Source organism: Clostridium sp. AM49-4BH (assembly GCF_003478335.1).
In the GTDB taxonomy this organism is placed as follows: Bacteria; Bacillota; Clostridia; order Lachnospirales; family Lachnospiraceae; genus Butyribacter.
The window spans coordinates 15,974-30,083 of the sequence record NZ_QUFB01000036.1; the positions used below are offsets into that span (position 1 = coordinate 15,974).

12 protein-coding genes and 2 pseudogenes are annotated in these 14,110 nt (G+C 42.2%); all 14 read right to left on the reverse strand.

Going from position 1 to position 14,110, the window contains the following annotated elements:
- Positions 1 to 62 precede the first annotated feature (62 nt).
- Positions 63 to 442: pseudogene (locus DW981_RS16220) on the reverse strand (DUF4825 domain-containing protein).
- Positions 443 to 503: 61 nt separating this feature from the next.
- On the reverse strand, positions 504 to 920 hold the full coding sequence (locus DW981_RS10370; RefSeq protein ID WP_005335528.1) for a YjdF family protein: 417 nt from the start codon (positions 918 to 920) through the stop codon (positions 504 to 506).
- 435 nt (positions 921 to 1,355) lie between these two features.
- A complete protein-coding gene (locus tag DW981_RS10375) occupies positions 1,356 to 2,117 on the reverse strand; it encodes a helix-turn-helix transcriptional regulator (RefSeq protein ID WP_024853912.1) in 762 nt (253 codons plus the stop codon).
- Between the two features lie 322 nt (positions 2,118 to 2,439).
- On the reverse strand, positions 2,440 to 2,811 hold the full coding sequence (locus DW981_RS10380; protein ID WP_117688326.1) for a TnpV protein: 372 nt from the start codon (positions 2,809 to 2,811) through the stop codon (positions 2,440 to 2,442).
- Between the two features lie 31 nt (positions 2,812 to 2,842).
- Positions 2,843 to 3,553: pseudogene (locus tag DW981_RS10385) on the reverse strand (methyltransferase domain-containing protein); the annotation flags it as partial.
- 8 nt (positions 3,554 to 3,561) lie between these two features.
- Entirely contained in the window at positions 3,562 to 4,680 is a 1,119-nt protein-coding gene (locus tag DW981_RS10390; RefSeq protein WP_118507666.1) for a class I SAM-dependent RNA methyltransferase, read from the reverse strand.
- A 251-nt stretch (positions 4,681 to 4,931) separates the two neighbouring features.
- Complete coding sequence (gene pheA, locus DW981_RS10395) at positions 4,932 to 6,152, reverse strand: prephenate dehydratase (protein ID WP_243034725.1); 1,221 nt, start codon at positions 6,150 to 6,152, stop codon at positions 4,932 to 4,934.
- Positions 6,153 to 6,260: 108 nt separating this feature from the next.
- Positions 6,261 to 7,448: a hypothetical protein gene (locus tag DW981_RS10400; RefSeq protein WP_118507667.1), complete on the reverse strand. Its 1,188-nt coding sequence runs from the start codon at positions 7,446 to 7,448 to the stop codon at positions 6,261 to 6,263.
- Positions 7,449 to 7,571: 123 nt separating this feature from the next.
- Positions 7,572 to 8,582 (reverse strand): ABC transporter substrate-binding protein, encoded by a 1,011-nt coding sequence (locus DW981_RS10405; RefSeq protein WP_118507668.1) that lies wholly within the window; start codon positions 8,580 to 8,582, stop codon positions 7,572 to 7,574.
- A 93-nt stretch (positions 8,583 to 8,675) separates the two neighbouring features.
- Positions 8,676 to 10,055, reverse strand: a complete 1,380-nt coding sequence (locus DW981_RS10410; RefSeq protein ID WP_118507669.1) for an aminopeptidase — start codon at positions 10,053 to 10,055, stop codon at positions 8,676 to 8,678.
- Between the two features lie 534 nt (positions 10,056 to 10,589).
- A complete protein-coding gene (locus DW981_RS10415; RefSeq protein ID WP_147352636.1) occupies positions 10,590 to 11,546 on the reverse strand; it encodes a nucleoside recognition domain-containing protein in 957 nt (318 codons plus the stop codon).
- Between the two features lie 129 nt (positions 11,547 to 11,675).
- Positions 11,676 to 13,055, reverse strand: coding sequence for an MATE family efflux transporter (locus DW981_RS10420; protein ID WP_118507671.1), 1,380 nt, complete (start codon positions 13,053 to 13,055; stop codon positions 11,676 to 11,678).
- Positions 13,056 to 13,091: 36 nt separating this feature from the next.
- Positions 13,092 to 13,550, reverse strand: coding sequence for a subtilin biosynthesis sensor protein SpaK (locus tag DW981_RS10425; protein ID WP_118507672.1), 459 nt, complete (start codon positions 13,548 to 13,550; stop codon positions 13,092 to 13,094).
- A gap of 18 nt (positions 13,551 to 13,568) precedes the next feature.
- Positions 13,569 to 13,772 carry a DUF1858 domain-containing protein gene (locus DW981_RS10430; protein ID WP_022024083.1) on the reverse strand — a complete coding sequence of 68 codons (204 nt, stop codon included), beginning with the start codon at positions 13,770 to 13,772 and terminating at the stop codon, positions 13,569 to 13,571.
- Positions 13,773 to 14,110: the final 338 nt, after the last annotated feature.

Sequence of the window (14,110 nt, forward strand, 5' to 3'; positions counted from 1 at the left end):
AACTTCCATACGCCTTTTTATATTCCGTTCTTCAAATTGTCTAAAAGTTGACTAAAAATATATCACCGTTCATATGATGCAATAATTTCTTTGCTATCTGCTGTTTTATAATCAATTGTTCCCAAATTACCAATCAAGTCAAATGTCATATCTGCATTAACCTGCAATTGATCTTCAAGTTTGACTGCCGACGGCTCATCTTTTAGAAAAACTGTTAATCCATAAGGCTCTGTTTCAGACTGTATCTCTATACTGTCATATGAGTATCCCTCTGGATACTCTTGACCGCTTACAATATTTATAACATTTGAAGAATCTCCTACATATCTGTCTTATACTGCGATAAATCAGGAATTTCGTACAATTTTTCTTTTTTTCCGCACGCTGAAATCAACATGATTGACATGGCGACTAACATAATTGCAAGTACTTTTTTCTTCATAGAAACACCTCCCGAAAGCTTTATTCAACACTTTTCGATTTGAGTAAAAGGCCAAGGGACTTTAATGTCCCTTATGCTTTTCTCTTTTCTTTCGCTGTTTCAGTTCAAACATTCGCTGCTCTTCTGCCTCTTTTTTCTTGCGTCTTTTCTCTTTGCGTTCCTGCTTGTTCTGTTCCTGCTGTAATTTCAACGCCTGTTGCGATTTTGTACCAATGCCTATTTCCAGCATCTGCTTCTTTACTTCCCGCTGCATCCGTTTCGGATTTCTTTTGATATCCTTTACAACAGTTTCAACAACCGAACTGAATTTCAAACTGAAATAGCACTTTTGAATATATTCCTGTACTTCATAATCTTTTGGCTCTGCACCAAATGTTACCTTTGCCACAGATAGTTTACCATCTTCGATGCGTTCAAAGATTCCCACCCAAAACGGCTCTTCAAAAAATACTGTCAGCTTTCCATTTACTTTGTCCATAAGAATCCCTCCTAAAATTGATTGAACAAAGAATGGACAACCCGGAGGGGCAGGTTACTTACCCTATTTATATAGGACGGCCGGGCTACCTACCGGCTCTGGCACATCAAAGATGTACGTTGCGTTTTTATCTTTGCGTTTATAATCAAGCCATATGGCACGATTAACTTAATTCTATAACTTCTAAGTTACATTCCTCAAAAATCTTCTTGCTTCCTAAGATTCTATCTTCTGTTCAAATCATACCATATGATTAATGCATTTTCTATATACTTTCTTGATACCCAGCAAAAACCAGAAAAAAGCTCCCGAAGGAGCTTTCCACGTTCTAAATGTATGCTAATTCGCTTAACACAATCTCTTCTGCATCATTTCTTATTTCCCATGAAGAATGTTGTAAATTAGTAATATCCACAACGATAACAGGTAATTTAATTATTCGTATTTTTTCCCGATAATGTAAATCGAAACTACCATACCACCTAATATCATAATTAAGAAAATTTTACTTAAAATATCCCATAAAGCTATATTGAGACAATTGATTATTATAATACCTGCAAGAGGATATAGAACAACCGTTGCAAGTGTCCAAATTTTTAAAGTTGTACAGATGTACATCCAATTTCCGTTGTTAAAGGATAAACCAACTAGATGTATTCTAAAAATTCCTTGTGAAACATAATTTATCTTGTTTGCATCATAATATGTTGGTAATATGTCTTTGGCAAAGAAACAAAACCATGCACCAAATAAAAGCATTAACCCTGTAACCAGCAATATATCATCTTTCATCTCAGCTATTGAATTCCCAGATACGACTAACATAATAATTTCTGTAATAGATATTAAAAAGCATAGCAAATATGCTAATATCCAGTTTTTTCTATGCTGATGAATAGAATTCCTAACAGCCATATCGAGAGAGCCTACTACCAATTCCTCGACTTCTTTTGTATCAATATTTTTCTGTGTATCTATTTTTTCTCCACGTAACAATTCTGTAACGGTAACATCTAATATATCAGCTATTGGTATGAGTAATACGACATTAGGCATACTAAGACCACGTTCCCATTTGCTGACCGTTTTATCTGATACATATAATTTTTCAGCCAAATCCTTTTGAGTTAAATTCTTTTTCTTTCTTAATTCGGTTACAAATAAACCGAATTTTTCATTACTAATTTGATACATACATCCACCTCCTGCACACATATTATAATGGGAGTACGCATAAATCAATCGACTAGCAGTAGAATTGCAGAATATTAGCACAAATATATCAAATAATCTCCCCATTATAATTATTTCTGTGAAGTTATATTCGGATATTTTTTAAGCCATACTATGAAGTAATTAAATCTGTGTAACTTATAACCATGGCAGAAAAAAACAACCTTCCGGAACTTAGAAATGGTCACCTGATATGGAATTGTAATTTGATTCTTCTTTGAACCCTTACAAATGCAGAAGCTGAACAAATAGGAGTTTTCTTCCTACCTGTTCAGCTCTTTATTTACCTGTAAATCAATTCTTTTAACACAATCTCTTCTGCCATATTACGAATACCATTTACCGCCCTAACCCATTCCATCTGGTCACGAGCTTTCATTTCTTCCGTAATGCCCTGCCTCTCCATCATCTGATGCACCAGAACTTCCATTCTCTCCTGCGCTTCATCATCCACAAGATTCAGATGTTCCACCAGTCTGTCTTCCAACATATACAGTGAATACATTGCCGGACAATGCTCTTTCAGATACGTTTTCCGCATTATTCCATATTTTCCATAATGCGGTTCTTCATCTGTACTGACAAGATTCGGATAGTAAATTCCGTCTGCTCCCAGTGTGTAGGTTCCACCCATTTTTTCAAATGTGCTTTTCATGTGTTATTCCTCCTTGAAATCAGCGATATCCTTAAATCATCGCAAAATATTTCAGGGCAGCCTTGATAGCATCTTCTTTCTCTTTCGGACACTGTGGCACTTTTGGATTTTCTGTCTTTGGCAGATTATAGTTCTCTCCTACTTCAATTCCACATTTCCTTTTGATTTGAGAAATATATAAATTTGAAACCTTCAAGCCAAATTCTTTCAGCACATAATCTTTGATTTCCTGATAGGTCGCTTTCGTCTCTGCACTGGTTGCATCCAGCTCATCTAAGTCTAAGTCGATCTCTATCGTGTCATCTGGTTTTTGTTGGGACAAAAGAACAACCGTCTCTACATGCACAGTCTCAGGGAATAAATCCACATTACTGACCCTCTTCAACTCATACCCGCGCTCCTGGAACACCGCCAGATCCCTTGCAAAGCTTGTTGGCTTACAGGAAATATACACGATGTTTTTCACGCCATAGTCAATGATCTTTTGCAATGCCTTTGGATGGATGCCGTCGCGTGGTGGATCGAGGATGATGTAGTCTGGTTTTTCCTCGATATCATCAATGACTTTGAGGACATCTCCGGCTATGAATTCACAGTTATCCAGACCGTTGAGGGCTGCGTTTTCTTTTGCCGCCTCGACAGCCTCTTCTACGATCTCGACACCGATGACTTTGCGGGCAACAGGTGCTATGAGCTGTGCGATCGTTCCTGTTCCGCTATACAGGTCAAATACGACTTTGTCGTGCAAATCTACCGCATGTGTTTCTGTGGCATTGCCACTGATGCTTTTCCGTTAAGCGCATCACTGCCCGGTGTATTTTCTTCGTCCGGTGCATTTTCTTCGCCTGGTATATTTTCTGTCATATTTCCGTTGCTGGTTTCTCCTGCATTTCCCATATTAATCTCACCTAACACATACTCGCGTGCACGCTGATAGAGCACTTCTGCCCCGCTTGTATTGGTCTGGAAGAAGGAGAATGGGGAGATTTTGAAGGTGAGTCCTAAGACTTTCTCTTCAAACCAATCTTTGCCATATAAGATCTTTGTCTCGTCGCTTTGTACGACATCGCCCAGACTGTCGTTACAGATCTGCAGAATACCTGTGATCTGTCCCTCAAGAGGGAGGGCAAGCAGGCGGCTGACAAGCTCGCTATAATCGATTTCCTGCTGTGTGGAGGTGACGAGTGCTACGAGCATATCACCGGACACTTCGGCACGGCGAACGAGCAGATGACGAAGTACGCCCTGATGATCGCGTTTATGGTAATATGGAATGTTGTTTTCTTTGGCGTATTCTCGCACGCAGGCAAGGACTGCGGAGTAATCGGGATGTACGATCTGACAGCCCTCCGCATCGACGATATCATGAAAGCTTCCTTTTTTGTGCAGACCGAGCGTCAATGGACCGTCTTTGACGGCATCTCCAAAGGAAAATTCCATTTTGTTACGGTATCCCCACTCTCTGTACTGTCCATCTTTTCGTACTGATAAGATTCCATCGTACTGATAACCATCTCCTTCGTAGACGGCATCGATCAAGCGAAGCACTTGTTCTTTTTTGAGGGCGAGCTGCTGTTCATACGGAATTTCCTGATAGTTGCAGCCACCACATGTACCAAAATTTGGACACTTCGCCTCTCGCGTTTCTAACTGTCCCTTTTTTAGGACAGTGCGCAATCGTCCTTCACATTTATTTTTGCGTGCTTTCTTGACGGAGAACTCTACTGTCTGTCCGGGAAGCGCACCTTTTACGATAGCATATTCGGTTGCCACGCTTTCGTCAGGCTGTGGCACCTGCGCCTTTACAACTGCTTTATTCGGAAAGTCAACACGTTCTACCACGCCTGTTAAAATCTGTTTCTTTTTCATGTCTATCCTCATTTCTGTAACTGCAGATTTTATATTTATCTATTTCTGCATCAATAATTTTCATGCTCATTCATTTCTGCATCAATAATTTTCATGCTCATTCATTTCTGCATCAACAATTTTCATGCTCATTCATTTCTGCATCAACAGTTTTATTGCTCGTTCATTTCTGCATCAACAATTTTTATGTTTATCTAAATCTGCATCAACAGTTTTATTATTCATTTATTTCTGCACCGGCAGATTTTCCATTATTCTCTTGGCTTGTCCGCAAAGTTACCCATGATCTTTAAGTTGCTGGCATATTCTTCGATCGACGCCATCGCATTTTCCACACCGGAGTCCTGCAGATTTCCGGTAAAGTCAACGAAGAAACGATATTCCCAACTGCCTTTGTGCATTGGTCGGGACTCGATCTTAGTTAAGTTCAGATCGTTATAATAAAAGTTTGCCAACATATGATACAGGGTACCAGCCTCATGTTTTATTTCAAATGCAATGCTGACTTTATTGGCATTTTTTACATATATTTTTTGATTTGAAATAATGATGAAACGAGTATAGTTTTGGTTGTGCTGATTGATCTTTGGCTGCAGCACGGTAAGACCGAACTCCTCAGCTGCGCGCACACTGGCGATCGCTCCCTGTGATCTGTCACCCTCTTCTGCAATTTTCTTAGCAGCACCTGCTGTGCTGTCATATTCCACACCACGAATGGCAGGATGTTCCTCTAAGAAATCCGAGCACTGCATCAATCCCTGCGGATGCGAATACACAACTTTCAGATCATCGATGGAGGCACCCGGAAGTCCCAGTAATGCCTGATCGACCTTGATAACATGCTCTGCCACGATGGTCACATCGTGATCGACCATCAGATCATAGATGTCTGCAATGCTTCCGGTGGAAGTGTTTTCGATCGGCACAACGCCATACAGTGCCTCTCCATTTGCAACAGTCTCCATCACTTCTTTAAAAGTTGTTTTGTTAAAAGAGGTGATCTTATCCCCAAAATATTCCAACATCGCCTGCTCGGTAAAGGCACCTTTTTCCCCAAAATAGACAACTCTGGTGTCTTCGTTGACATCCAGTTTCTCTACTTCACGAAATGGAATATGGTTTACTCCGGGACCAAGTTTTTGATACTGATATTTACGGCTGATGGACATGATCTGGCGAAACAGATCCTCAACTGCTGTCTCGTTAAATTCATTATTTGCCATCTTACGCATTGCTGCGATCTTTTCGTTCTCACGCTGTGGATCATATACCTTCTTTCCGGTACTGCGCTTATACGCTGCAACGTCGTTGGCAACGTCCATTCTTTCCTGAAAGAGACGAATGATCTCTTTGTCAATTTCATCAATTTTTCTGCGGCTTTCTGCTAAATCTATTACCATATTTTTATTCACTGATCTGTCAACCAGCTTATCCTTTCTCTCGGTTTCTTCCGAGCTTTCTTTATCCGGCATATTATGTGATAACCCCACCGCTATTAGAATACCATATTCCTTACCCTCTGCACAAGGAACGAAAAAAAACATCCGGTGATCAAATCACCGGATGCCCGTTCATTCACTCTACTGAAAACCTTTCAAGAAAGATGCTTTCGAATCTCCCTTATTTTTTCTTCCGCCTCGCTCTGCCTGCTGCATTCTATGAAGCTCTTCATCATCGTACTTGGACTCTTTGAAGTTGTCCTCCTCCAACAATGCTTTCAGATCAACTTTCTTTGCTTTTCTAGGCTTAGAAGGCTTCTTCGGATCCGGATGCACTCTTTTGCTCTTTGCGACAGGTGCCTCCTTCTGCTCTGCCTCGGCAGGCTCGTCAGCTTCCTGTGTGTCCTCCTCTGCCGTCTCTGCAGAAGTATCCTCTGCTGAGTCCGTGGCAGCTGCCTCTTCTTCCGCCTCTTCCGTTACTGCAACTTCTGCTTCTTCCGAAGTCTCTTCCACTGCCGGAGCTTCTTCCTGTACAGTCTCTTCCTGTACAGTCTCTTCTTCTGCGATCTGCTCCTCTTCCTGTGGTGCTGCCTGCTCTTCTACAGGCTGTGCCTCAGGCTCCTGCTTCGTCTCCACGTTCTTTGCGGTATCAGCATCCTCTTTGGACCCAGCGCTCTGTACCGTCTCATTCTTTTTCTTTACCGCTGAATCCTTATGTAGGTCCGACGCCTCTTCTCCTTCTAAGTTGAACTCCGTAGCGTCATCACCAATAAAGATGTCTTTACTGATCGTAATATGTGCAACCAGTGCTGAACCAAAGTATTCGTTCAGAACCGGAACCTGCTCGATTGCTTTTACCGGATCGTCGGACTTGATCATTGTCAAAAATACAGCGAACGGTCTAATATAAACCAAGCACTGTTCCAATGGATATTTTTCCACTTTGATCGTAACCACTTTATCCTTAAATGCCTGTAACTTCTCTTCCACATCGGCATCCTCTGTGTGCAAGCTAAGGAAACTCTTCTTGACTGCCTCAAGATATTCTAATTTACGTGCTTCATTCATACGCTTCTCGATCTGATCGCGCATGATATGCATTTTCTTTGGAGCTGCATCACCAAGATTTGCCTGCTTATAAAGCTTTAAGCACTCTTTCTGTTTAGTATTTAACTCCATGATGCACTGCATCATTTCTGTATTTGCTTTTTCAGGCACAAACTCCTGCATCGTGATGCTTGCCATCACTTCCTTCACTAACGTACTGAACCGGATCATTTCCTCCTCAAGTTCATTGTACGAAGCAAGTAACTGCTGTATCTCGTTCATCCCTACCTGTCTCCCTTCACGTTAAAATAATCCTTCAAAATAAGTATAATACATTTTGTGAAAAATGCACATAGTTTTTTTACTTTTTTTTAACTTTTTTTACATTTTTTTAACTTCCAAGGATCATTCTGCAATATACTCATTCGTAAATCCTGTATTTTCCGGAATTTCCTGATCATATAAATGCTGCTCATTGACCCATTGATAAAACATATTCCAACGGTCTGCATCAAAAACTCCGAACTGCGCCGCATCATCGATGTAGCAATCCTTTAGATATTCCTGACTGCCTTTTATCAGACGTTCATCAAGATCCGGCACGCTGCTGCATAATATTTCTGCTGCCTTCTCCGGTTTTTTGATGGCATACTCATAGCCTTTTTTGACAGCTTTCAAAAATTTTCTGGCGACATCCGGATGCTTTGTCAGGAATTTATTGTTCGCAATGATAACCGGACTGTAGTAATCAAACCGTTCGTCTAACTGTCGAAACGGCAAGAATGTCGTAACCAGTCCGGCCTGTTCACATTGAATGCCACCCCACTCATAATTGATCCACGCACATTGAATGTCCGAACGGAGTGCCGATACCACATCGTCAATATAACTGGATAATAATGTCACACGCCCAAAATCACCGCCGTCCGATTCCACTAAGGTCTGTATGACTTTTTGGCGAAACAGCGTATCATTGGTCGCCAGCGTGTGATCCTGCAATTTGCCCGGAGAATCGATTCCCTGATCGGTCGATGAGATCAATCCTGCCGTATTGTGCTGCAAAATTGCCGCTACAGCCGTCACATTAATATTTTGATCTCCGGCAAACTCTTCCGCCAGATTGTCCTGCGCATCAATGCCAAATTCAGCATTACCGGATACTACCATGTCGGTTGCACCGTCATCCGGCGGCAGTACGATCTCCACTTCCAGCCCTTCGTCCGCAAAATATCCCTTTTGCTCGGCAACATACAGCCCGGTATGATTCGTATTCGGCGTCCAATCCAGTACCATCGTAAGCTGTGTTTTTGTATCCTTTTTGTTCGTCTGTTTCTTCGTTTGACAAGCGCAAAGATTCACTGACATACTTGCCACCAGGCATAACGCAAGCAAACGCATTCTAAATGTTTTTTTCATACTGATCACTCATGCCTTTCCGCACCTGTTGCTTTAAGTGAGCTTTCGCATTTTGCCACAGGCACAGATTCAGCACCACAAATTGTATTCGCTTTATTCCGCTTTCAAAAATGCTGCATAACATTTCTTTGCCTCATACACATCGGCTTTGCTGGTAATCTCCCAAGGTGCATGCATATTTAACACCGCAACACCGCTGTCGATAACCTGCATGCCATACAGGGACAAAATATATGCGATCGTTCCACCACCGCCAATATCTACTTTACCAAGTTCTGCTGTCTGATAAGCAACATTTGCATTATCCATAATATTGCGAAGTTCGGCCAAATATTCTGCGTTCGCATCGTTGGAACCGGACTTGCCGCGGCTTCCGGTAAATTTACTAAATACAACGCCTCTGCCAAGATAAGATGCATTTTTCTTTTCAAATGCATCGGCAAATAATGGGTCGTAAGCTGCATTTACATCTGAAGAAAGCATGCGGCAGTTTGCCAGACAACGTTTCAAGGTAAGCTCTGAATAAGTGCCCTCGAGATTGATCAGCTCTGCCACTACATTTTCAAAGAAATGTGACTGCATTCCTGTTGCTCCAACACTGCCGATCTCCTCTTTATCAACCAGCAGGCAGCAAGCTGTCTTAACCAGATCTTTGGCCTCTAACATAGCTGCCAAAGAAGTATAAGCACATACTCTGTCATCTTGTCCATAAGACATGATCATGCTTCTGTCTACACCGAGTTCTCTTGCCGCACCTGCCGGTACGATCTCTAATTCTGCAGAGATAAAATCTTCTTCTTCCATGCCATACTGATCTTGCAGCAATTTCAGCACATTCGCTTTGACGGCATCTTTTTCTTCGTCTTTCAAAGGCATACTTCCGATCAAAAGATCTAATTTCTCTCCCTCGATAACTTTAGCTGCCTTTTTCTCCATCTGCGTTCCGGCCAAGTGGATCAACAGATCTGTTACACAAAATACCGGATCATCCTCTTTCTCACCGATGCAGATATCCACCGTCTCGCCATTTTTCTTTACAACCACACCGTGGATCGCTAACGGAAGCGTCACCCACTGATATTTCTTGATCCCACCATAATAATGTGTATCCAAATAAGCCATGTCGCTGTCTTCATACAATGGATTCTGCTTTACATCCAAACGCGGTGAATCGATATGCGCTCCTAAAATATTCATGCCCTGTTCCAATGGCTGCTCACCGATCTGAAACATTGCAACACTTTTGTTCATGCATACTGCATAAATTTTATCACCTTTTTGCAGAGCACGTCCCTGTTCCATAAAGGACTGCAGAGACTGATAACCTGTCGCTTCTGCCTGTTTGATAATCTCTTTCACACATTCTCGTTCGGTCTTGCCCACCGTCAAAAACTCTCGATAGGATTTATTCACTTCTTCTAATTCTGTAATCTGCTCATCACTATACGCTTTCCATGCATTCTTTCTTTCCATCTAAACTCTCCTGCCTTTCCATTTTTTTACCCTGCTAACCTCTATAGCAGCCAAACATACACCCTTTAGTATACAACATTTTCCGCAAAATACAAATTTAGAATCTCAAACTGATTATCTCACAAATTCGCAACGCAAGGGAGCTTGTTCACTTGCGCAGAATTTGTGAACGACAAAATCATAAAGCGCAATGCGCGGCAGATGCGAAGCATCTGGATTTTGGAGTCATTATCTCATAATAATTGCGCATGATTTCTAAATTTTGTTGTCTCTGATGATTGATTTACATGCCTTACGTAAACTTAACCGTCCCGGAAGCAAGGAAATCATCATTTTTGAAAGGGACTTTGCGCTCGTCGTTACTTATGTCTCGTATTGCAGAGACATTAAGTGACGTGACGTAGCGCATCGTAGCGAAAGCGTCCCGTCCAAAAATGGATGATACCTTGCTAAACCGGGACATCTCAGACATTCCTTCAGGCATGTATTCATCAGAGACTTAACAAAATAGCTTTGGATGTGCGAAGTTTGAGTTCAGAATGATAGGTGAGTGCTGCAGAGCCAGTATAGAATTCCTGCAATGATGCCTTGGCGTATTTTGGCGATAACATATTTGCCGGTGGAAAGATCCGTTTCGGAGATCACACTGGCCGTTTGTGCAACACTGGATAAGCCCCCGAAAGCGCAAAATGCAACAAGAAGCACCTGCCCAGATATCCCGGGGATCGTACTGCTAAGCAGCACGGCGCCGGTGGTGATCTCCAGCGCACTGACGATCCCGGCTTTATATTCCGGTGCAAACGGACACATTTGCTGTACGATGCCTGCCAAAATAGAAAACAAAATGATATAACCGCCTACTTTCGTCAGTATCACAAACGAATGTAAGATGCTCTCATCCAGAACGTTAATGACATTTCCGGCATATGGTTTTTCCTGATTCCGGCCGGCAAACTCTGCTGACCAACTGTTTTCCAGCCCCAAACTGCGCATAATATGGCGCCCTCCCCGATCGATCACGCTCCCGATCCACCCTGCAATATAGACCAATATCAATACGATAAGAGGTTTGTGCAGCCCCATGCAGGACACACCGATAAATTCTGTCAAAAACATCGGGCTGGCGTTGTTACAAAACATTAAAATATATTGTGCTTCTTCTTTGCAAATGCGTTGTCCCCGGTACAATTCTGCCGTAGTCGCTGCACCTAACGGATATCCGGATAACATACCTACAACGACCGCATAACAACCGGATCTTGTAATGCCAAATACCCTTTGTAAAACCGGGGCAACAACACCTGTGATCCGCTCTGTCAGTCCCAATCCCATGATCACAGAAGAAACAATAGAAAAAGGCAACAGTGACGGAAGTACGATCTGAAACCACATGAGCAATCCTTCTTTGGCAGAATCGCTGACAGCCTGTGGAAACAGCAAAAAAACTATAATTATACTTCCGATCACCATCGCCATGATTGTTTGTTTCACGAACACTACCACTCCGTTTTCTAAGAACCACATTCCGTACATGATATGCGTCCGTTTTGGTATCTATTCTCGGTACTCCGATTCCTGTATGTAGCCTTGCTCCAGAGAATGACACTCCGATTTCCGTATCTAGCCTTGATACTCTGGGCGCCGCAGCTCTTTCCATCCCAAAGTGATCGCCACAATGGCCGCCATCAGATCAGCCACCGGACCCGCATACATGATACCATCAATCCCTACAAATAACGGAAAGATAATAATAAGCGGCAGTAAAAACAAAATCTGTCTGGTCAAAGATAATATCATACCTCTCGTTGGCTTGCCGATCGCCGTAAAGAAATTGGATGAGATCGGCTGCAAAAAATTCAAAAACGTAAAAAACAAAAAGATATGAAAATAGTTTTGTGCAAATTGAAAATACTCCGGTGATCCCTTTCCAAACAGTGCAATGATCTGATGTGGTAATAACTGAAATAACAGGAATGCAACCACTGCCAATGTGCCTCCGTAGGAAAGTGCCCGCATATACGCTGCTTTCACACGACGATATAATCCTGCACCATAATTGAAGCTGACGATCGGCTGCAATCCCTGCGAGATTCCAATCACAAACGCCATAAACACTTGATTGACTTTCGTAATAATTCCTACGCAGGCAATCGGGATCGACTCTCCATACACAGAAAGCGAACCATAATATTTCAACGATTTATTCATAACGATCTGTACGATCATCATCGCTAATTGATTACTGCACGGAGCAGCTCCAAGCGCCGTGATCCGCCCTATATATTTTGCATGCGGTTTCAAGTGGCTAAGACATAATGTAACCGTACGGCAATGGCACAAAAAATAAACCGCCAGACCGCCGGAGATCATCTGTCCAATGACCGTTGCCCATGCTGCTCCGGCCATGCCCCATTGAAAACCAAATACAAATAATGCATCTAATGCCGTATTGATCACTGCGCCAACCAGATTGCACAGCATTGTAAGCTTTGGTCGGCCATCTGCCCGCAGCAAATGTCCCCCTCCGGTTGCAACGATGACAAACGGAAAACCAATAGAGACAATTCTTGTATATACACTGGCATAACCTAACACTTCCCGCGAGGATCCAAAGAATACCATTAACTGTTGCAAAAACAGTTGCGTCACTGCCAACAACACAGTCCCGCAAAACACCATCATAAACAAGGCGTTTCCCATAAAATAAACTGCTTTTTTCTTTTCCTCTGCTATCGTCTGTCCCAATCCCATAGAAATATTAAAGGCAGATGAACCGCCAATCCCAAATAACAGTGCAATCGCAACACAGGAAATAGAAAGCGGAAATGAAATATTGGTTGCCGCATTGCCAAGTTCTCCTACGCTGTGTCCAATAAAAAACTGATCCACGATATTATACAAAGAACTGACTAACATCGCCACAATGCTGGGCAGTGCAAAGCGATGCAGCAAAGAACTGACTTTCTGCGTTCCAAGCGGATTATCTATCTGTATTCCCATACAAATCACTCTCGCCTTTCTTAAACAATGTACAAACTAAGATTCTACCGTCAAAAACTTGTCCCATCCGGCAATCTCATGATCTGCCGCGATTTCTAACCGAAACGAATGATCTTCCCCTTCTACTACGATAGAATACATTCCATCTGCCTTGTTGATCTCATACACAGTCAGCCCGCTTAATTCACGCAGTCCCTCCTGTATCTCCTGCTCGCTCATAGCACGATCTTCGTAAGTTTGACGAAGGTTGCCATCTGCGTCATATACTTTATAGCCTTCTTCCACAAGTTGTGCCAAAGATCCTTCTACAAAGGTAATCTCCATCTGATTCGCCCGCATCGTACGGATATCACGATTCATGCTGTTATCCGGCAGGATCTTTACGTTATCTATCATCACCTTGACACGGCCGCACGCACACTCAACCTCTTCTAACACCGCATCCTCAAAGTCAAAATGTTCTAGCTCGTCTTTCGTTTGAAACCGTCGTTCCATATCCAAATTCCTCCTCTACTACTGTGGTCCATTAATGTGTCTATCCAGCTTTTCGATCAACGCATCCACATCACACTGATGCACCTGACATGCCTGTTCCAATGTTTCTCTTGGGGACATATGACAGGATACACAATGCATTCCCATTTCCTGAAAACATTCCTGTGCTGTAGGATACGACTGTAGAATTGCCCCGATCAATGAATATTTTGTAATAACCATTCTTTTCCTCCTCTATTGACATCTGCTGACAAAGTAGTATAACATATTTTTCTAGTGACCGCAAAACAGCTGAAGTGCTACGTATTCAAACTTCCCATACCGGAAGTTATTGCAAAACCACATATTGCTTATTATGTCGGCAATAAATAAAATATTTTGCAGCCAATACAGTAAATTGTTCTGTCATCAGAGAACTAAGATAATTGCCGCAGAACGCAACGTTTTTTACGTGATTTCTTATTTTGTTAAGTCTCTGATGAATACATGCCCGAAGGATTGTCTGAGATGTCCCGGTTTAGCAAGGTATCATCCATTTTTGGACGGGACGCTTTCGCTAC